Here is a 20,079-nt window from a genome sequence, read left to right on the forward strand (position 1 = left end):
TTTAGTCACATCAGGCGATTGCCGGGATGTCGAGTAGAAAGCGTTGATCATCAAGCGCTTGGCGCAGTCGCGAGTGCAATATATCGACGATCCCTTGGTGCTCCCCCACCAGTTGGGTCGTGGTAACGGAAAGCCCTGGGTGCTGCTGTTCAGCCGCCGCACATATCTCGGCAATATCGCCACCCTCTCCGGCGTGTCGCCCCGGTGAAAGAAACAGCATCGCCAAGATAACCGGGCCTGTCTTGAATTCGGGTGACACCAGCAAGTTTTCCAACAGCGGCTCATTAAAACGGTACTCATCGCCCTCGCGCCGCTCCATAGAGGCAGCGGCGACGCAGGCTACGTCATCGGCTAGCAGCACGCTAAGCTGCCCCGCTAAGCGGTTGCGCACAGCGGTAACTTCGGGGATCGGGCTGCCGTGATCTACCAACGCTACGTGGGGTTTAGCACCTGGCTGAAGCTTGTCGCGCACGTTATCGGCCAGCAGATGGGCTAAACGCAGGTCGTTATCGCCGAACTCATCCACCAAGGGCTGGGCTACGCGCACTTTAACGTGGGGAAAGCGCTCTTGCAGGGTGGCCATACGTTCAGGCAGATAACCCGTCAGCGCTTTACTGGGACCAAAAAAGAACGGCAGCACGATAATCTCCGTTGCCCCCTGTTCGGCACTGCGTTCAGCGGCGGGGCCAAGGGTGGTAGCGGGAATGCCATCAACCTCTTCTGCGGGAATCTTGTTGGAGTGCAGCAATGAGGCCGCCTGTACGGTTTCGCCTAACAACTCGCTAAGCGAAGCCGCCACGTGGCGTAAATTCAGCGTTGCCTGCGCTCGTAGCGAGCCGTTATCCACTAAAAAAATCGCGCGCATGCTTGCCTCTACCAATTGGGGTTGAGTGAGCCATGTGAGCTATCGGGTCAGAGATCACCAGTGACATGGTAAGATGGCTGCTTTACCAAGGGTGTCGCCCACGATGCTATTTGATGACGATATGTTGCTTGATAACGATGCTTGATACCACTGCACTTAACCAGCAAAGAAACTTCTTCGAAGGCCATGCGGCTATATGGCTATTTGGCTACGGCTCGCTGATTTGGAAGGCTGACTTTGCCTACCTGGAGCGCCGTCCGGCCTATATACACGGCTGGGAGCGGCGATTTTGGCAGGGCTCCCATGACCACCGCGGCACGCCTGAAGCGCCTGGGCGGTTGGCAACGCTGATCCGCGCCGAAGGCTCGATTTGCCACGGCATGGCCTACCGCATTGTCCCGGAAGTGCTCGCACCATTGGATGTGCGGGAGAAGAACGGTTACTTGCGGGAAAAAGTACCGCTGACGTTTATGGACGAGAAGGGCGACGAAACCGAACAGAGCGAAGGACTTATTTATCTGGCCAGCGATGACAACCCGGCCTTTTTGGGCGATGCACCGATTGACGAGATCGCCCAGCAAATTGCCAATGCCCATGGCCCCAGCGGCCCCAATCGCGAGTACCTAGTCAACTTGGCCAAGGCGCTACGCGAATTGGGCGCGGAGGATGCGCATATTTTCGAACTTGAAAGACAGTTAGCGTAGCTATGCGCGCCCGGCGTTTACATCATCAACCACGAAAGAATAAACAGCCCCAATATCGTGCGCAAAATACCGCCGACCAAAGAGCCGCGCAAGAATGCGCGCAAACCGCCCCACAGGATCAACAGACCGATCACTAAGACGGCAATGCTGAAAAACGAGTCATTGATCCCTAACGACCTAGTCAGGCCGTCAATAAAATCGCCGAAAGCCCCAAAGAAGTTGGTAAAAATGCCTAACAGAAACTCCACCACCACGCGGATGGCTTCGCCGATCGTTTCGCCGATTTCGTCAAAAAAGCCGTTTGGCTGCATCGATAGTACCCAAGAATGAGAAGGATAAGCGGCATTGTCGGTTAAATACGCTGACTGAGCAAAGCAGGAGACATTCTCTTTCTCTCTCCCTCACTTTTTCGCACCTTTCACGCCAAGCAACTACTCTCTCATAAGCGTTACAAAATATAAGAGCCATAAATAAACACCATTAACGTCGCTACGCGCCAGGTTCTTGCCATGACCCACCACTATCCCCTTGCCGATCAACTTCAAGCTAACACCCATCAAGTGGAAAACCAGCCGCCACCGCTTGAAAACTATAATAGCTACACAGCTGATCGCGCGCTTCAGGAAGGTGTTAAACGTGAAGGCGGCTCTGACGACGACGCCCCGTTCAAGACATTTGGTCAGTGGGCGGGTTCCGCCGAGGCGATTGCCTTGGGGGTTGAGGCCAACCGTTACTCACCCCAGTTAGCGACCCACGACCGGCAAGGCCATCGGGTCGATTTGATCGAGTTTCATCCCGCCTATCATCAACTTATGCAAACGGCGATAGAGCACGGCTTGCATGCCAGCCCCTGGAGAAAACCTCAGCCGGGTGCGCATGTTAGCCGTGCCGCCCGCTATTTTTTACAGGCCCAGGTAGAAGCGGGCCATGGCTGCCCGATTACCATGACCTTTGCCGCCCTGCCCGCGCTTCGCCACCAGCCCAGCTTGCTCGTAGAGTGGGGCGATAAAGTCACCGCCCCGCATTACGACCCGCGCAACGTCCCTTATTATGAGAAACAGGGCCTCACTCTCGGCATGGCAATGACCGAAAAGCAGGGTGGCTCCGATGTGCGTTTGAACACCACCCGCGCCTACCCGATTGATCAAAGCGGGCCGGGTGAAACTTTTGAGCTGGTGGGGCATAAATGGTTTGTCTCGGCGCCCATGTGCGATGCCTTTCTGGTACTTGCCCAGGCACCGGGCGGATTAAGCTGCTTCTTGCTGCCGCGCTGGCGGCCCGACGGTAGTAAGAACCCGCTTCATATACAGCAGCTAAAACGTAAAATGGGCAACGTATCGAATGCCTCCAGCGAGACGGAGCTACGGGGCGCCTTTGCCTGGATGGTGGGCGATGAAGGCCGCGGCGTTCGCACCATTATTGAGATGGTCGCCATGACCCGCTACGACTGCATGATTGGTTCAGCTGCCGGAATGCGCCAAGCCACCGCCCAGGCGATTCACCACGCCTCGCATCGGCATGCCTTTGGGGCGCGCCTGAGCAAGCAGCCGCTGATGCAAAATGTGCTAGCTGATTTGGCCATTGAGAGCGAAGCCGCCACTACCTTAATGCTGCGCATGGCCCGGGCCATGGATCATCAGGACAACGAGCATGAGCGCCTACTGTCGCGAATCGCCACCCCTGTCGGCAAGTACTGGATCTGCAAGCGCACACCCCACCATGCTTACGAGGCAATGGAGGTGATTGGCGGCAGCGGCGTCATGGAAACCCACATAATGGCGCGCCTGTTCCGCGAGTCGCCCATCAACGCCATTTGGGAAGGCAGCGGAAACGTTCAGTGTTTGGATATACTGCGCGCGATTGAAAAACAGCCCGAAGTGCTCGATGCCTACTTCGCCGAGCTTGCCAAAGCGCAAGGTGCCAATGGGCATCTTGATCGCTTTATCCACCAATTAAAGCGGCAGATGCAAGATAGTCAAACGCTCCAATACCGCGCCCGCCAGTTGGCGGACGGCATGGCCCTGGCGTTACAGGGCGCCCTGCTGGTCCAACACGCCCCTGCTTATGTGGCCGATGCGTTCTGCGCAGGTCGGCTTACCGACCGCTGTGGCCTCAATATAGGTACGCTGCCCACCGGGCTGGATTGCGCGGCAATCATCGAGCGTGCTCAGCCCGTGGAATAAGCGTTCACGACCATGGTCGACTTTCATGCTAAAACTGATCGCGTTAGAACTAATCCTGTAAAACAATAAGCAGCAACGTGATAGCGGGAGAGCTTGGCGCATCAACAAATGATGACGCCAGCGCCGAAGGAGCAACAGCCCCGGAAACTCTCAGGCAACCGGACCGCTATCACCATCACTTTCCGAAGAGCGGCTGATGACTGCGTCACTCAGCCCACCGAAGGAGCAAGCGCACCCAGCGGATGCGTGAATCTCTCAGGTTCCATGACGGAAGGGGTACGCCCAGCAGCAGCTACGCCGTTAGGCGGGAACCCCGACGCTCATACAATCTGGAGAGAGTTATGCAACGCATTGCCGTTATCGGTGGTGGTATCACCGGCATTACCAGCGCCTACGCCCTGGCCAAACGTGGTTATGATGTCACCGTGTTTGAAAAGCATCGCTATGCGGCGATGGAGACATCCTTTGCCAACGGTGGTCAGCTCTCTGCGTCAAATGCGGAAGTGTGGAACCACTGGCCGACCGTGATCAAGGGCCTACGCTGGATGCTTAGAAACGACGCCCCGCTACTGGTTAATCCCCGCCCAAGCTGGCACAAGCTCAGTTGGTTTAGCGAATTTATCGCCTCCATCCCCCGCTACTCTGCTAATACCACCGAAACAGCGCGACTAGCCATTGCGGCGCGCGAGCACCTGTTTCAGTGGGCAAAAGACGAGCAGATCGATTTTGATTTAAAGCAGAAAGGCATTTTGCATATTTACCGCGACAAAGCGGGCTATGACCACGCCGCCAAGGTGTCTCAACTGCTCAGCAAAGGCGGCCTGGAGCGGCGGGCGGTCACCCCCGACGAGATGCGCACCATCGAACCCACCCTGGCGGGCAACTACTACGGCGGTTTCTTTACCGAAAGCGACGCCACAGGCGATATTCATAAGTTTACCCACGGCCTGGCACAAGCCGCCGAGCGGCGCGGCGTAACGCTGAAATATGGCCACAGCGTGCAGGATGTCGGCGCCGATCAACAGCACGCCTGGATTACTGCCACGCTTGAAGGCGAGGCTGACGGTGAACCAGTGCGCGAAACCTTTGATAGCGTGGTGGTATGCGCAGGCGTAGGCAGCCGCGCCCTGGCCGCCAAGCTAGGCGACCGGGTCAATATCTACCCGGTCAAAGGCTATTCGATTACCGTGCAGCTCGATGACGCCGCCTCTCAACAGGCTGCCCCTACCGTCAGCCTGCTCGATGATGAAACCAAACTGGTGACCAGCCGTCTGGGCGATGACCGTTTCCGGATCGCTGGCACCGCCGAATTTAACGGCTTTAACCGCGATATCCGCGACAACCGCATCCGCCCGTTGATTCGCTGGGTCGAAGAGTGCTTCCCCAGCGTCAGCACCCGCCGCGTGGTGCCCTGGGCGGGCCTGCGCCCGATGCTCCCCAATATGCTACCCAAAGTCGGTCGCGGTAAATTACCCACGGTTTTCTATAATACCGGTCACGGCCACCTCGGCTGGACGCTCTCCGCGATTACCGCCGATATGTTGGCGGATTCGGTGGAGGATAAAAACGCCCGCACCCAACCAGCCAACCAACCGCTAACCTAGCCCTAACCATGACATGTGAGGGCAGGCTTCCGGTAAGATATAAAACACTCCACCACAGGCGTGTTTTATGCTTAACCAGCGTGCATTAACCTACCTCAATGAAGTGATTCGCCGTGGCTCGCTCAGGCGCGCCGCGGCCCATCTGAATATCGATGCTTCTGCCGTTAGCCGCCAATTAAAAGCGCTAGAAGAAGAGCTGGATACCCAGCTATGCGAGCGGCACGGTAGGGGGATGCGCGCAACCGCAGCGGGCCAGCTACTGGTGCATCATTTCCATGCCCAGCGGGCTTCAGAAGAGGCGGTGCTATCCCAGCTAATGGCACTTCAGAGCCTTGCGAAAGGGGAAGTTCGCATTGCCGTGGGAGAAGGTTTTATTGCTGACCTGATCACCGCACCGTTAGGTACTTTTATGTCAGCGTTTACAGGTATCAATGTCGAAATCCGCATGGCGGGTGTCAATGAAGCGATGTCGTTACTCAAAGATCGTGAAGTGGATATAGCGCTACTTTATGCACCGCCGGTAGACCCGCAACTTTTCTGCCATGTAGAAACGCGCCAGCCGCTCGATGTTATCGTGCCCCCCAATCACCCATTAATTAAGCTGGATCGTCCCGTGTCGCTGTATGACTTAAAGGATTGGCCCCTGGCGTTAATGGATAATCCTTTTGGTATGCGGCAAATGGTCAATATGGTGGCTCATCAGGAGCGCATTCATCTTGAAGCACGCCTGCATACCAACTCTGTTTCGGTGTTAAAGAATTTCGTGCGTTCAGGCATCGGCATTACGTTTATGCCAGAGCTCACCGTGGCGGATGAGATTGAGCGCGGCGAGATCTTCACCCTGCCGATGCAGTACCCGGTGATGAACGGCACGCGGGCACAAATTGTTAGCCTGAAAGGACAGCAACTCCCAGTCGCCTCAACCACGTGCATCGATCATTTGCACAAAGGCATGCGCTTTTTCTCGGCCGATGCGCCACGACTGTTGCAATAAAAGCCACAGCTTGGGTATTGCATAGTCAACACATCAATACCTAATCTTTGAGTAGGGACTCCTTAATAAATCCAACAACCCGCCCATAGCGCCCCATAGCTCACGACAATAAACCAGGAGACTGACTATGTTGACTCAACCGATGCACTTTTCACTCCAACGCCTCATTTCAGCGTGCCTGATTGGCTCTGCTTTTATGGCAGGAAACACCTTTGCGGCAACCACGATTAATTTAAGCTACAACGGCGCCCCTGACCCGGAAAAGAATGCTGTCCACGTCTTTGCAGAGAATCTTAAAACGTTGGTAGACGAAAAAACTGACGGTGAGATCCAGCTACAGCTCTACCCCAATAGCATGCTGGGCGAAGAGCAGGAGCGCATGGAGCAAACCATGAATACGCCGATGCTTAACGTGGCGTCATTCGCGGGTGTCTCGCCTCTTGTTGATGAGATATTCGTCAGCGCTATTCCGTTTCTGTTCGACGACTTTGCGGCGGCGCGTAGCTTCTTCGATGAAGGGGAGTATTGGCAGGCAGTCAGCAATGCTCTGCAGGAACGTGCCGGTATCGATATGCTGGCGGTCGTCGAAGAGGGGGGCTTCCTGGCATTCACTAACAACGAAAGGCCTATCAGCCACCCTGACGACTTCGAAGGGTTACGCTTCCGCGCCATGGATCCCAGCCAGGTAGCCCTCTATGAATCCTTCGGTGCCTCCGGCACTCCCATTCCCTGGACAGAGACCTACATGGCGCTGCGTACAGGGGTAGCGGACGGCCAGATGAACCCGCCGATGTATATTATCCTGGGTAGCCTTTACGAAGTTCAGGACTACCTGACCTTAGCCAATATCCAGTACTCCGACCAGTTCCTGGTCGGCAATAGCGACATGATCGCAGGCTGGGACGATGAGCTTCGCAGCGCCTTTATGGAGGCCGTCGCCGAAGCTAATCACAATGCTCGCGAGCACAACGAGGACCAGGTTGAAGCACGTATCTCCTATCTGGAAGAGCAAGGAATGGAAGTGATTCGTCCCTCTGAAGAGGAGCTCAGTGCTTTCCGTGAGATTGGCCAGCCCGCCTATCTTGATTGGCTAGGAGAACGGGGTATCGAGCAACGCTGGATCGATATGGCGCTGGAAGATGCAGGCATGAGCGAACTGCTCGACTAACGGTTTTCACAATAGGGGCTGGAACCTTGCCGGCCCCATTTCCTGTGCTTTATGAAAGGCTGCCATGTTTAATACGCTTCGATCCCGTCTTTTGGCGATCAGCCGTCCGGTGTCCCTAACCCTAGCGGGCGCGCTGCTATGCCTCAATGTTGCGGCCATTCTGTTTGGAGTGTTTGCCCGCTACATCGCCGGTGGCGCCCCTATTTGGACAGATGAGCTATCGCGATTTTTGATCATCGCCACCGTGATGCTCGCGGCTGGCGCCGTCTGGTCGGAAGGGGGCCACATGCGTGTTGGTCTATTGGAAAAGTTGCTGCCAACGCCCTTCGCTCGTTTGCTGAACGTTTACCAATGGCTACTTACCCTACTGATTGCAGCGGGGGGTGCATGGGTCAGCTATCGTTATGCGCTCTCGGTCAGCATGTTTACCACGTCTGGGCTTAGCATTAGCCGTACGGTGCCCCTCCTCTCACTACCCGTTGGCTTTCTGCTACTGGCTTGGCATGCGCTTCTCTATGGACCCACGCCACTCAAGACCGTAGAGGACGTTCCATGTAAAACCGTTGAGGACTCCCTATGATTGCGACCATGCTGGCGGTTTTCCTCGGCCACGTTTTGCTTGGGTTGCCTCTTTTCATCGCGCTTCTGACCACGGCGATAGTGGGCTTTCTGTTTGTCGACCCCTCCATGATTCCACGTATGCTGCCCCAGCAATTCTTTAGCGGTATCAACGTGTTCTCTCTGATGGCGATTCCACTGTTCATCTTTGCAGGCAACCTGATGAACGTCAGTGGCTTAACCGAGCGCTTGATGGGGTTTGCCCGCCTGATAGTGGGACACTTGCGGGGCGGTATGGGCCACGTTAACGTGGTATCGAGCGTTTTCTTTGCTGGCGTCAATGGCTCGGCGGTGGCCGACACCTCGGCACTGGGGTCGCTGTTAGTACCTGCTATGGAGAAGGAGGGCTACTCACGAGCCTTTGCCGCTGGTTTAACAGCTGGGAGCTCGCTGATCGGCCCGATTATTCCTCCCAGTATCTTTATGATCCTCTACGCTTCACTGACCAACACCTCAGTCGGTGATCTATTTCTGGCGGGCGTCATACCGGGTCTGATGCTGGGTGTTGCCTTTATGGGCATGAACGCCTGGTATGCATGGCGCCACCGATTACCCAAAAGCGGAAAGCTGCCCTCAATCGGCCAACTTGGCATAGCCTTCGCGGCCGCTCTGCCCGCGCTTATCGCTCCCTTTATTATTGTTGCTGGCATCGTGCTGGGCTTCGTTACGCCTACAGAATCAGGCGCGTTGACAGCGCTGTATGTGGCCCTATGCGGGTTTGTGCTGGGAGGGTTGCGCTTTAAACAGTGCTGGCAAGCCATCCTCGATACGGCACGCTTAACTTCGGCGATTTTTCTCATCATGGCGGCCTCGGCGACGATTAGCTGGCTGCTCTCCTATGCGCAAGTGCCTACGCAATTTGTCTCGCTTTTAACACCTTACATAGATAACGCCGTCTTAATCCTACTGCTACTGAGTGCCATCACTTTTATAACGGGCATGTTTATGGAAGAGGTGTCGGCGTTGATGCTACTGACGCCTATCTTTGCGCCAGTGGCGATGATGGCAGGTATCGACCCCATCCATCTGGGCGTCATTATCACGCTAAACATTACCATTGCCTTAATCACACCGCCGCTGGGCGCCTGTGTGTTCGTGGCCGCCGCGGTCAGTCGCCTAGAGATAGTGTCGCTATTTAGAACCATTTGGCCCTTTGTACTGACGGCCATTGCGGTGCTTATTCTACTCATTCTTTTTCCACCGCTGACGCTGTGGTTACCTACCTTGCTTGGATAAGACAATGCCTTTGAACACGCTATTGAAGGCCTTGCCGCCTATACCCAGCCACCCATCCCCACGCTGGGAAGAGCTGCGCCGTGCCCCTATTAAAGATAACGGCGAGCCTCTGGTACCGATGAGCCTCGCCCCGGCACCGGTCAGCGTGTTCCCCGCCTATGCTCGGCTGGGCATTCCAGGTGCAGTACCGGAGTGTTTCGTTCGTGAGGGGGTTTATCGGGCGCTACTCGCGGCCGCACGAAGCTTACCCGAGGGCATCGGGTTGATCGTACTGGATGGCTGGCGGCCATGGCGGGTACAGCAGTACTTGTTTGATACCCTGCATGAAGCTATCCACCATCACCATCCAGATCTCAGCGAGGCGGACCTATTGGAGCGCACACGGGAGTTTGTCTCGGTACCCAGCCGCGACCCTTTAGCCCCCAGCCCGCACCTCACCGGTGGTGCCGTCGATGTCACACTCTGTGATGCCGATGGCCTGCCGCTGGATATGGGCACCCTGTTTGACGAGGCGCTTCCAGCCTCCCATAGCGACTATTTTGAAACGCTGGAAATGCTTACCCCGCAGCAACATAAGGCGCGGGATCACCGCCGCTTGCTGTATCACACCCTGCACCAGCAAGGCTTCACCAACCTGCCTAGCGAGTGGTGGCACTTCGATTACGGCGATCAATTATGGGCCCACTACGGACCGCATGATCATGCCCAGTACGGCCCGGCAGAGCTGGATACCATTGAGAACCGCTGGCGCCGACAGTTGGGGTAATGCTCAAACCAGCGCCAGACTCAGTGAGTTCACACCGCTGGCGCTTCAAGTTCCAGAAAGCGCCGTACCCGGTCGGTTTTAGGGTTCTCAAAAAACTCGCTGGGGTGGGATTTTTCAATAATGATGCCTTTATCGAGAAAGACCACTTGATCGGAGACTGCCCGGGCAAACTCCATTTCGTGGGTCACCAGCACCATAGTGTAGCCCTCTTTGGAAAGGTCTTTGATCACCCCAAGCACTTCCCCCACCAGCTCAGGGTCGAGGGCTGAAGTGGGCTCATCGAACAGCATCACCTTGGGCTGCATGGCGAGTGCCCGCGCAATCGCTACCCGCTGTTTCTGACCACCAGAGAGTGTATAGGGGTACTGCTCGCGTTTGTCGGCCATACCGACTTTTTCAAGCAGCGCCATGGCCCGCTCGTCAGCCTCGGCTTTGCTTAGCCCCTGAACATGAACAGGCGCCTCGGTGACATTGCGCAGCACGCTTAAATGAGGCCAGAGGTTAAAGCCCTGGAACACCATGCCCAAGCGCGCACGCATGCCTGCCAGCTCACGACGCGACATCGGCTTACCGGTATCACTTACGCCTATGCGGTCGCCGTCGATACGAATGTCGCCTCGGTCGGGTTGCTCAAGCCAGTTAATACAGCGTAACAGGGTAGATTTACCCGACCCCGATGAACCCAAAATGCTCACCACTTCTCCGGGCTGAACTTCCAGCGATACATCCCGCAGCACTTCGGTGCCATCAAAGCTTTTGGAAAGATTACGAATACTAACAGCGGCGGTCTCAGGCATTTTCAAATCCTCGCTTGGCGCCAAAACGGCCAATCATTTTGATAAACAGTTCTAAACCAATACTGATCAGCCAGTAGAAGCCAATCACCACAATGAACGCTTCCATGGGAATGAAGTAAGTGCTCGACAGGCTGCTCGCCGCCGCGGTGAGTTCGCGCACGGTAATAATCACCAGAAAGGCAGTGTCTTTGAGCAGAATAATCAGCTGATTACCTAGCAAACCGCGGGTTTTCAAAATCAGTTGCGGCAAGATAATGCGCATAAACATTTGGGGCTGCGAAAATCCTTGAGCGATGGCTGCCTCTACCTGCCCTTGGGCGAAGGTAGCGCGGCAGCCGCGCAGAATTTCCGCAAAGTACGCACCGTGATAGATCACCAGGGCGATAATCCCGGCTGTCCAGGCACTCATGCGGATGCCTGCACTGGGCAGGCCGTAATACAGCAGGTAGGCCAGGATCAAAAATGGCAGCATGCGCATACCATCGATAAAAATCCGCAGCGGAATCTTTAACCGTGGGCGAGAGCCCTCCAATAAAAACACCATGGCGCTACCCATTAAAAAAGCCAGCACAGCGGATAAACCAAATAGCTTTAAGGTGTTATAAAAGCCACTTAAAAATACCTCATAAGACGACCAAAGAATGTCCCAATTACTCATAAAGGCTCCCCAATGGCCGGGTTAGACGGCCAATCGACTGGCTTTGCGCTCAGCCAGGCGTTGAAGCCAGACCAGCAGGCTGATGATCAGCATATACAGCACCGCGGCCGCTAAAATCGGCGGCAGAGGGTCGTAGGTCACCGCCGAGATACGGTTGGTCACGCGGGTCAGATCGACCACACCGATGACCGCGATAGCCGGGCTGCCTTTGATTAGAAATGACATCTCATTGACCAAGCCCGGCAGGCTGGTGATGGTGATTTGCGGCAGCATAATACGGCGAAAATAGACCCACGGCGTCATACCAATGGCCAGGGCCGCTTCACGCTGCTCTTTGGAAAAGTTGTTAAACGCAGAGCGCCAAATTTCGGCGTTAAAAGCAGTGGTATTGAGAGTTAGCGCAATAATACCGGCCACATTTCGGTTGAGATTAATGCCCATGGTCGGTGCGGTTAGGAAGATAAACAGCACTAACGTTACCAGCGGCGTCGCCCTTGCCAGGCTGATGTAAACGCCTAGCAGTTGATGCAGAACGGGGATTTTGGCCACTCTGAGCAAGGCAATCAGCAGCCCCATGACCACACCGATGGCAATGGATATGCCGGATATCCAAAGCGTTGTCCAGGCGCCCTGGATGAGAAGCCCCCATGCGCTACTGTCCATGCTCACCCCCTAATTCGCGATAAAAAAACCGCCGCCCAGGCTGGGCGGCAGGCGAAGGTGATGGCTTACATTCCGGCCATTTCGTGGAACTCTTCCACTGAGGTGATAGGGGTTGTCGGCAGGTCATCAAAGGACTCGCCAAACCACTTTTCCTGCAGCTCGGCTAGGCGGCCAGAATCACGCAGGTGGCTCATAAAATCAGTGATATAGGTCAGCAGCTCTGGGCTGTCTTTAGGCATCGGCCAGGCCACGAAGCCTGGGCCGGAAACGGCTTGACCCGCCTCAAAAACGTCGGGGCGCTCACGGATCAGGTCATTAACCGGCACAATGGAGTTAATTACGTAATCAACACGACCGTTGGCGAGATCAGCGTAGATTTCTGGATAGGCCTCATACTGCATTACGTCGCCCAGTTCACCACCGCTCTCTTCCAGCATTACCTCGAGCTCTGGCAGGCGCGATAGCAGTGCACTGCCCGCTTGAACGCCTAGCGTCATACCGCTTAAATCTTCGACGCTGTTGATACGGTCATCACCTGCCCGCTTGATGTAGAAGTGTTGGGCAGAGGCAAATGGCGGCGCATAGTTAAACACCCGCAGGCGTTCGTCGGTCACCGACGCACCGGTAAGTGCCATGTCGTACTGGCCCGATGAAACCGACGCCAAAAGCCCTGTCCACGGCAAAATATCCTGGCGGACTTCAAAGTCAGCGTAGTCTTCCAGCTCAATCAAGATGTCTTTGATAAAGCCATCCGGGTCGCTACCACTCATAAAGTTGAACGGCGCGTAGTTATCTTCGGTGGCCACGCTCATGTATCCACGGCTCTCTATTTCTTCCAAGTCCGCAGCAGACACAGCTAATGAGACGCCTAAAGCAAGGACACCAACACTTAGTGCGGTGGTTAAAACAGCTACTTTTTTCATCGCCTTATACCCCTAGAGTGGACAATCATCGCTAACCAAACGGTTACAAGTTGAAAGTGACTTCACCCTAGTTTTTTTATCCTCCTCTCGATTAGAGCCAGTTGGCGTAAAGTGAAAGGACAGTTGGCCACCATAAAGCTGGCATGAAAGATGCTTAGGTTTAAGAAAGAAAGGGTTTGTTTGAGAGGGAGGAGTGCATGACAACGCTGTGTCTTGAGGTCGATCCTAATGCTTCCACCTGCCTGCAAGAACAACTGCGCGAAACGCTGTTAGAAGCGATTCGTATGGGGAGTTTACCCTGCGAGGACGCGCTGCCCTCCTGCCGCAAGCTGTCGCAACAGCTGGGGATTTCGAGAAATACGGTGGCCATTGTTTACGAAAAGCTGGTCGAGGATGGTTATTTAATAAGTCGTCCCCGTAGCGGCTACTATTTGCACCCTGATTATAACGAGCCTCAATCAACACTTAATTTATCACTAACAGCATTAAGCGAAACCACTAACGGCGCAATAAGTGCACCAAACTGGCACAAACGAATTACTCACCGCCCTACTAACTACCAGGGAATCCTCAAACCCGGTAATTGGTCGGAATACGCTTATCCGTTTATTTACGGCCAGTTGGATACGCGGCTTTTTCCGTTAGCCCAGTGGCGCGATGTCTCTCGGCGCTTATTGAGTTCGCAACGCGATAAACCCTGGCTGCGCGATCGTGTTGACCAGGACGACCCGCTCCTGATTGAGCAATTGCGCAAACGTATTTTGCCGCGCCGGGGAATTTTTGCTCGCTCAGAAGAGATTCTGATCACCATGGGGACGCAAAATGCACTCTATTTGATCGCGCAACTGCTCTGCCATCAGGGCACCCGCGTCGCACTGGAATCCCCCGGTTACCGCGAGGCAATGAATGTGTTTGCTCAGCGCGGCGCCAGCCTGCAGTACCAAACCGTGGATATGGAAGGCATGTGTCTTGAGGGGTCTCAGCAGTGTGACTACCTGTACGTCATGCCCAGTCATCAGGTGCCCACCGGAGTGACCATGAGCCGCGAGCGGCGCGAGGCTCTGCTGGCCCAGCTACCCCATCGCGACCAAATCGTGATTGAGGATGACTACGACGCCGAGATTCATGGCGACCAGTTCGCGCTGCCAGCGCTCAAAGCCAGCGCGCAGAGCGCCCGAATCATCTACATGGGCAGCTTATCCAAAGCGCTCTCGCCTGGGCTGCGCATGGGATATGTAGTAGCCGACGCCGAAGTGATCGACGAGCTGCGAGCGCTGCGCCGCATGATGTACCGACACCCACCCGCCGCGTTACAGCACCAGCTGGCGCAGTTTATTTCTCAAGGCTATTACGAGCGCTACCTCAAACTTCATGTGGAGGAGATCGACCGGCGGCGAGACGCGATGCGGGTTGCCATTGATCAGGCATTGCCCGGCTGCCTCAGCCACAGCAGCAATCGCTCCAGCGCCTTCTGGATGGAAGCGGACGCTAGCATTGATACTCAGCGGCTAGCCTGGCATGCCGCCCAGCGGGGTGTGCTGATTGAACCCGGCTTCCAGCACTTTTTCGATGCCGCCCCGCCGCGGCGCTTTTTCCGGCTAGGGTTTGGCGCCATCGAGAGGGAGCGTATCGACCCAGGCATACAGCGCCTGGGTCTCGCCTACGATAACGCCCTAAGCACTTTAACAACAGACACTTAAAACGAGCACTTAACCACGCCTCTAGCGTGATGCCGTATAGTTTTTCAACACGCGATCCAGGATGGCTAAGCCCTCCTCCACTTCAGCCGCCGTCACGATACACGGCGGTACCACGTGGATGCGGTTCTCAACGGTAAAGACCAGCAGCCCGTTTTCCATTAATTGCTGCTTGAGTTTCAATACCTCCGCCCCTGGCAGTGGCGTTTTGTAAACCGGGTCGCTAACGAGCTCCAAAGCATGAAATACACCAACCCCGCGCCAATCACCGATGATGGCGTATCGCTCGGCAAGCTGTTGCAAGCCTGCGGCTAACGGGCCATTACCCACCGCGTCAGCATTTTCAACCACGCCCTCAGCTTCCATCGCATCCAGGGTCGCGACGATCGCCGCCATTGCCAGCGGGTGACCGGAATACGTCAGACCGCCGACAAAAAAGTGGTCATCGAAATAGCGTGAGATGGGTTCAGAGATAATCACGCCCCCGGCGGGCACATAGCCCGAGTTCACCCCTTTGGCGAAGACGATTAAGTCCGGCGTCATGTCGTAATGTTCAAAGGCGAACCAACGCCCCGTGCGACCGAAGCCAGCCATGACTTCATCGAGGATCAGCACAATGCCAAACTCATCGGCGAGCTTTCTGACCCCCTGAAGATACGCCTTCGGAGGTAACAGCACGCCAGCAGTACCGGGGATGGTTTCCAGCAGAATGGCCGCGACCGCATTAGCACCTTCGCACTCAATCACCCGGCGTAGGTGTTGCAACGCCCGCTCACACTCCTCCTCTTCATTGCGCGCCCAAAACTCGCTGCGATAGAGGTAAGGGTTGAAGAAGTGCACGTGGCCACTGGCATACTCATTGGGCACCCGCCGCCAATCGCCGGTGGCGGCAATCGCTGAACCGGTATTGCCGTGATAGGAGCGGTAGCCGGAGAGGATTTTGCTTCGCCCGGTATAAAGACGCGCCATACGAATAGCGTTCTCGTTGGCATCAGCCCCTGCATTGGTGAAAAACACCTTACTAAAGCCAGCGGGCGCTTTGGCGATAATACGCTTGGCCGCTTCGCCCCGGGCCAAGTTGGCATGGGCGGGGGCAATGGTACACAGGTTCGCGGCCTGGGCTTGAATCGCGCTGACCACCTTGGGGTGCTGATGACCGATATTGGTATTGACTAACTGGCTACTAAAATCCAGATACGAGCGCCCTACGTAGTCCCACACCCGGCACCCCTCAGCCCCCGCGATCACCATGGGGTCTAAACTTCCTTGCTGCGCCCAGGAGTGGAACACATACTGGCGGTCTAGGGTGTGTACATAAGTATTATCCACACCGCTTTCGGGTGGATGTGAAGCGGCAATATTGGTATTCATAGCAAGCACCCTAATTAACCCGTTTAGAAATAGCGTGCTTGCCAGCCTAGTGAGTCAACCGGTTAGGCTGTAGGGCCAGTCGTTACATGCCAACGGGACAGGCTTAGTGGAAAACCGCGATGTCACAATGGCAGACGCTAACTGGCTCTAAAGGCTTGAACCTGCGTTGCCTACAGTGATGTAAGAACGCACCCATCGCCTTTAATTATTTGCCTTTAAATAGCTTGAATAACATGGAGATACTGCAATGCCTAGCGTACTTATTACCGGAGCGACGTCAGGGTTTGGCAAAGCGGCTGCCCAGCGCTTTGCCAAAGCGGGCTGGTCGTTGATATTAACCGGGCGACGCGTAGAGCGCCTAAAAGCACTCGAGGAGGAGCTTTCCAAGCAGGTGCCCGTGCTAACACTGGCGCTGGATGTCCGCGACAGTGACGCGGTAACAACGGCGATTAGTAATCTGCCAGAGGAGTTTCTGCCGCTCACGTGTTTAATCAACAATGCGGGATTGGCACTGGCACCGCAACCGGCGCAAAAGGTGGCGCTGGAGGATTGGCACACCATGATCGACACCAATATTACCGGGTTGGTCAACGTCACTCACGCGGCGCTGCCGCTGCTACTGAAAACCGGTAAAGGCGCGAGTATTCTCAATCTCGGCTCGGTAGCGGGTCAGTGGCCATACCCAGGCGGGCATGTGTATGGCGCGTCGAAAGCCTTTGTTCAACAGTTCAGCTATAACCTGCGCTGCGATCTGTTAGGTACTGGCGTGCGGGTTACTGACCTGGCGCCGGGCATGGCGGAAACCGAGTTTACGCTGGTCAGAACTAAAGGCGACCAGGCCGCTTCGGACGCACTTTACCGGGGTACGACGCCACTACAAGCGGAAGATATTGCCGAGCAGCTTTACTACTTGGCTACGCTGCCCGCCCATATCAACATCAATCGCTTGGAAATTATGACCGTTCGTCAGGCATGGTCAGCGTTCGCGATTGATCGCGACCCGGCTTAAGCCTGCTTCACCGGTGTTAATAAGCCACCCGTTGAAACGCGATCACGTCCTTTCTCTTTGGCTAGATAAAGGGCGTTATCCACTCGTTTCATTACACTTTTGACCGATTCTTGCGAATGAACTTCGACGACACCAAAACTTGCCGTGACGCTGCCTTGAATAGGAAAGTCGGTGTGCTTGATCGCGCCTCGAATTTTGTCAGCAAGCCGCACAGCCTGTTCAAGAGAGGTTTCAGGGGCTAATAGCATAAACTCTTCGCCACCCCACCGCGCGCAGTAATCCGCTTTGCGCAAGTTACGCTTAAGCAAACCGGCAATCGATTTCAGCACTTGGTCGCCGACATCGTGGCCGTGGCTATCATTGATTTGTTTAAAATAATCGAGATCCAGCATGATCAAAGAGAGGGGGCGAGCATAGCGGTGTTGCCGGTTGACTTCGCTTTTCAGTAGCGCATCAAACTGCGATCTATTAACCAGTCCGGTTAACATATCCGTCGTGGCAAGCCGCTTAAGCTGGGACTCTTTTTCCACTTGCTCGGTCACATCGCACTGAGTTAACACTAGCGTCGTGGCGCTGTTATAGCGCGGCCCCATCGCGGTGATTCGCCACTCGATATGCCGCCGTGAGCCATCATGACGGCGGGAAACCTCACGGCCACTGATGCCTTCAAAGCCACCATTAGCATTGGCATTTATCTCATCGCCCAGTTGGGCAACAATCTTTTGATTGGCCGCCTCTTGCTCAACCACGATGGGTACTGCACCCAACCACTCTTCGCGGCTGCCACCCCACAAGCGCTGATAGTCAGTGTTGACGTCCACGATGTGAATGCCAGGGACACTTGCCTGCTTGCTGAGAATCGCCACCGCATGTCCTGGCCGCTCCTCATCAGGTTCCGACCCTGGCTGTCCATAGTGCTGATACATGCTATTTACTCATCCTTGTAAAATAGTCGTGCGGTCATGGTGCTAAACGTCAGTAGGCATATTGAAAGGCCCACCTTTGCCACCACGAGATATTACGCCACAACCCTCTCATAGATTACTAAAATAGTAATATTAATTACAGATCGTTAACATAACGCGGGCTATCCCGCTTAAAATATTCTGGCAAAGTATCTCGTGCTGCACGTTTCATGAGCCAACTGGCTTCGATACCCATAGCCGATAAAGCGCAGGGGTTAAGAAAAACGGCACCAGCGTCGCTAAGGGTAGTCCAAAACCAACGATTTGCACGAATGGTGGCCATAGCCCGCCGGTGGCGACCATCAGCGGAATTAAGCCTGCAAAGGTAGTGGCTAGTGGCTGGCTTTCCATATGAATTCACCCCTCCCGAAAAGCCTCCACCACGCGCTCAGCCAATACCTCGCTGGCATCACCACTGCCTGCACGCTTCACCAGCGCCACTTGATAATCCCCTAGTGGCGGAAGTGATTCGTTGTGGAGCCGTTTGAGCGGCGGCCGAATCAAGCTTTTCGGAAAAGCCGTCACGGCTAGGTCGGCCAGCATGGCAGCCTCCTGGCCGGCGCAGTGGTCGCAGGAGTAAGCGATCCGATAATTAACCCCGGCATGATTAAGGGCATTGAGCGCTATCCTACGCCACGCGCACCCCTGTTGCGCCAAGGTCACCGGTAATGGCGTTCGCTGAACGGCAACACCATCCTCACGACCCGCCCACACTAACGGTTCGCTATGGACGACATCGCCGCGCGCCGCCTGACCAGGCTCTAAGCTCATCACCAGCGCCAAATCCAGCTCCCCTTCATCCAACTGGGCGAGCAAATCTTTGCTGCGCCCCACCACGACATCGACCTGCACCGCTGGATGCGAGCGGGCAAACTGGGCGAGCACAGTGGGCAGGATACGCCCAACCACGTCGTCGGTTATCCCCAGCCCCACGCGCCCTTCTATGGTGGGGGCTAAAAATTGGGTAACGGCTTCCGCATTGAGTTTAAGTAGTCGCCGTCCATAGCCCAGGAGGACTTCACCTTCGGCAGTCAAGCGTACGTAACGTGCTTCGCGTACAAATAGCGTCTGTCCCAGAGTCTCTTCCAGGCGTTTGATCTGCATGCTCAGCGCGGAAGGGGTGCGAAATAGCTGCTGTGCGGCGCGGGTGAAACTGCCGCTCTCCGCAATCGTCACAAAGGTGCGCAGCACCTCGCTATCCAGTAGCGGTAAGGCAGCCCGGCTGACAGCGATGGTTGATAGTTGATTCATCACGCCCACCTTTCAGAAAAACTTAACACTCAGTGTAGTTCTTTTCGTTTGATTGATCCAACACGAAGCGCCAAGCTAATAACCAGAGGTCGCGACCCTCCCACTTATTCATCACAGATCACAGCTGCCCAGTTAGCGCCCTGGCGACATTGACTGTACAGCTGTTGTGAAAATGGAGGTGCGCAATGAAGAATGAAGAGCTTACCCAACATGCTCAAAATGCCTGGGAAAAAGCGAGCCAATTGGCACCGCCCCCCAAGCCGCCACAACTGCATTTTTATATGCCAGCCATGCCGTCGATGAGGCTAATTCGTGCGCTTGATATGGGCTGGTGGCATTTCCAGCGGCGTCGGCTTTTCCGCCGCCATATACTGTCGCTACTGGCCTACGATGACCATGTACTGTTGGATATTGGCCATTGTCGTGAAGATATTCTCTGGGCCAACCAGCTTCCATTGAAAGTCGATGCCATTCACGCATTAGAAACCCGGCAGGAAAAGCGGCAAGTTCAGCAGGCCTAGAATAAAAAAGCTTCGAACCCGAGAGAGGTTCGAAGCTTTTAATGAAGCCCTTAATAACGCTTTTAGCACCTAATATAGCGACTAGG

At 55.3% G+C, this 20,079-nt stretch carries 21 protein-coding genes and 1 riboswitch; of the genes, 11 read left to right on the forward strand and 10 right to left on the reverse strand.

What is annotated here, in order from left to right; genetic code table 11:
* Positions 1 to 10: 10 nt before the first annotated feature.
* Positions 11 to 865, reverse strand: a complete 855-nt coding sequence (locus tag QEN58_RS17530; protein ID WP_280104880.1) for a sirohydrochlorin chelatase — start codon at positions 863 to 865, stop codon at positions 11 to 13.
* A 137-nt stretch (positions 866 to 1,002) separates the two neighbouring features.
* Here QEN58_RS17530 and QEN58_RS17535 point away from each other — a divergent pair, with 137 nt between their 5' ends.
* Positions 1,003 to 1,569, forward strand: a complete 567-nt coding sequence (locus QEN58_RS17535; protein WP_280104881.1) for a gamma-glutamylcyclotransferase — start codon at positions 1,003 to 1,005, stop codon at positions 1,567 to 1,569.
* 17 nt (positions 1,570 to 1,586) lie between these two features.
* On the opposite strand, the gene QEN58_RS17540 is transcribed toward QEN58_RS17535, so the two are convergent.
* Complete coding sequence (locus QEN58_RS17540; protein ID WP_280104882.1) at positions 1,587 to 1,880, reverse strand: hypothetical protein; 294 nt, start codon at positions 1,878 to 1,880, stop codon at positions 1,587 to 1,589.
* A gap of 198 nt (positions 1,881 to 2,078) precedes the next feature.
* Here QEN58_RS17540 and QEN58_RS17545 point away from each other — a divergent pair, with 198 nt between their 5' ends.
* The 7 genes from QEN58_RS17545 (at position 2,079) to QEN58_RS17575 (ending at position 10,138) form a co-directional block, all read left to right on the forward strand.
* On the forward strand, positions 2,079 to 3,752 hold the full coding sequence (locus QEN58_RS17545; RefSeq protein WP_280104883.1) for an isovaleryl-CoA dehydrogenase: 1,674 nt from the start codon (positions 2,079 to 2,081) through the stop codon (positions 3,750 to 3,752).
* A 74-nt stretch (positions 3,753 to 3,826) separates the two neighbouring features.
* Positions 3,827 to 3,928, forward strand: a riboswitch (glycine riboswitch).
* 165 nt (positions 3,929 to 4,093) lie between these two features.
* On the forward strand, positions 4,094 to 5,356 hold the full coding sequence (locus QEN58_RS17550) for a D-amino acid dehydrogenase (RefSeq protein WP_280104884.1): 1,263 nt from the start codon (positions 4,094 to 4,096) through the stop codon (positions 5,354 to 5,356).
* Positions 5,357 to 5,423: 67 nt separating this feature from the next.
* Positions 5,424 to 6,350 (forward strand): LysR family transcriptional regulator, encoded by a 927-nt coding sequence (locus QEN58_RS17555; RefSeq protein WP_280104885.1) that lies wholly within the window; start codon positions 5,424 to 5,426, stop codon positions 6,348 to 6,350.
* 127 nt (positions 6,351 to 6,477) lie between these two features.
* Positions 6,478 to 7,518 carry a TRAP transporter substrate-binding protein DctP gene (dctP, locus tag QEN58_RS17560; protein WP_280104886.1) on the forward strand — a complete coding sequence of 347 codons (1,041 nt, stop codon included), beginning with the start codon at positions 6,478 to 6,480 and terminating at the stop codon, positions 7,516 to 7,518.
* A 64-nt stretch (positions 7,519 to 7,582) separates the two neighbouring features.
* Entirely contained in the window at positions 7,583 to 8,098 is a 516-nt protein-coding gene (locus QEN58_RS17565) for a TRAP transporter small permease (RefSeq protein ID WP_280104887.1), read from the forward strand.
* On the forward strand, positions 8,095 to 9,372 hold the full coding sequence (locus QEN58_RS17570) for a TRAP transporter large permease (protein WP_280104888.1): 1,278 nt from the start codon (positions 8,095 to 8,097) through the stop codon (positions 9,370 to 9,372). The genes QEN58_RS17565 and QEN58_RS17570 overlap by 4 nt, the downstream gene beginning before the upstream one ends.
* 4 nt (positions 9,373 to 9,376) lie before the next feature.
* The gene (locus QEN58_RS17575) at positions 9,377 to 10,138 is read left to right on the forward strand and encodes a M15 family metallopeptidase (RefSeq protein ID WP_280104889.1); all 762 of its coding nucleotides are present in this window, start codon (positions 9,377 to 9,379) and stop codon (positions 10,136 to 10,138) included.
* A 29-nt stretch (positions 10,139 to 10,167) separates the two neighbouring features.
* On the opposite strand, the gene QEN58_RS17580 is transcribed toward QEN58_RS17575, so the two are convergent.
* The 4 genes from QEN58_RS17580 to QEN58_RS17595 form a co-directional block, all read right to left on the reverse strand.
* Positions 10,168 to 10,935, reverse strand: a complete 768-nt coding sequence (locus tag QEN58_RS17580; protein WP_223288457.1) for an amino acid ABC transporter ATP-binding protein — start codon at positions 10,933 to 10,935, stop codon at positions 10,168 to 10,170.
* The gene (locus QEN58_RS17585; RefSeq protein WP_280104890.1) at positions 10,928 to 11,593 is read right to left on the reverse strand and encodes an amino acid ABC transporter permease; all 666 of its coding nucleotides are present in this window, start codon (positions 11,591 to 11,593) and stop codon (positions 10,928 to 10,930) included. Before QEN58_RS17585 ends, QEN58_RS17580 begins: the two co-directional genes overlap by 8 nt.
* Before the next feature lie 21 nt (positions 11,594 to 11,614).
* Positions 11,615 to 12,256: an amino acid ABC transporter permease gene (locus QEN58_RS17590; RefSeq protein WP_071694451.1), complete on the reverse strand. Its 642-nt coding sequence runs from the start codon at positions 12,254 to 12,256 to the stop codon at positions 11,615 to 11,617.
* Between the two features lie 65 nt (positions 12,257 to 12,321).
* Complete coding sequence (locus QEN58_RS17595; protein WP_280104891.1) at positions 12,322 to 13,068, reverse strand: transporter substrate-binding domain-containing protein; 747 nt, start codon at positions 13,066 to 13,068, stop codon at positions 12,322 to 12,324.
* 308 nt (positions 13,069 to 13,376) lie between these two features.
* Between QEN58_RS17595 and pdxR the strand changes: the two genes are divergently transcribed.
* A complete protein-coding gene (gene pdxR, locus QEN58_RS17600) occupies positions 13,377 to 14,879 on the forward strand; it encodes a MocR-like pyridoxine biosynthesis transcription factor PdxR (protein WP_280104892.1) in 1,503 nt (500 codons plus the stop codon).
* Between the two features lie 21 nt (positions 14,880 to 14,900).
* Here the strand turns inward: pdxR and QEN58_RS17605 are convergent, their stop codons facing one another.
* Positions 14,901 to 16,247, reverse strand: coding sequence for an aspartate aminotransferase family protein (locus QEN58_RS17605; protein ID WP_280104893.1), 1,347 nt, complete (start codon positions 16,245 to 16,247; stop codon positions 14,901 to 14,903).
* 247 nt (positions 16,248 to 16,494) lie between these two features.
* Here QEN58_RS17605 and QEN58_RS17610 point away from each other — a divergent pair, with 247 nt between their 5' ends.
* The gene (locus QEN58_RS17610) at positions 16,495 to 17,256 is read left to right on the forward strand and encodes an SDR family NAD(P)-dependent oxidoreductase (protein WP_280104894.1); all 762 of its coding nucleotides are present in this window, start codon (positions 16,495 to 16,497) and stop codon (positions 17,254 to 17,256) included.
* Here QEN58_RS17610 and QEN58_RS17615 read toward each other — a convergent pair.
* From QEN58_RS17615 to QEN58_RS17625, 3 genes are all read right to left on the reverse strand, one after another.
* A complete protein-coding gene (locus QEN58_RS17615) occupies positions 17,253 to 18,182 on the reverse strand; it encodes a sensor domain-containing diguanylate cyclase (protein WP_280104895.1) in 930 nt (309 codons plus the stop codon). The genes QEN58_RS17610 and QEN58_RS17615 overlap by 4 nt on opposite strands.
* 207 nt (positions 18,183 to 18,389) lie before the next feature.
* A complete protein-coding gene (locus tag QEN58_RS17620; RefSeq protein WP_280104896.1) occupies positions 18,390 to 18,572 on the reverse strand; it encodes a hypothetical protein in 183 nt (60 codons plus the stop codon).
* Between the two features lie 6 nt (positions 18,573 to 18,578).
* Complete coding sequence (locus QEN58_RS17625; RefSeq protein ID WP_280104897.1) at positions 18,579 to 19,472, reverse strand: LysR substrate-binding domain-containing protein; 894 nt, start codon at positions 19,470 to 19,472, stop codon at positions 18,579 to 18,581.
* 185 nt (positions 19,473 to 19,657) lie between these two features.
* On the opposite strand from QEN58_RS17625, the gene QEN58_RS17630 reads away from it, so the two are divergent.
* Complete coding sequence (locus QEN58_RS17630; protein ID WP_280104898.1) at positions 19,658 to 19,993, forward strand: hypothetical protein; 336 nt, start codon at positions 19,658 to 19,660, stop codon at positions 19,991 to 19,993.
* Positions 19,994 to 20,079: the final 86 nt, after the last annotated feature.

Source organism: Halomonas alkaliantarctica (assembly GCF_029854215.1).
Taxonomy (GTDB): domain Bacteria; phylum Pseudomonadota; class Gammaproteobacteria; order Pseudomonadales; family Halomonadaceae; genus Vreelandella; species Vreelandella alkaliantarctica_A.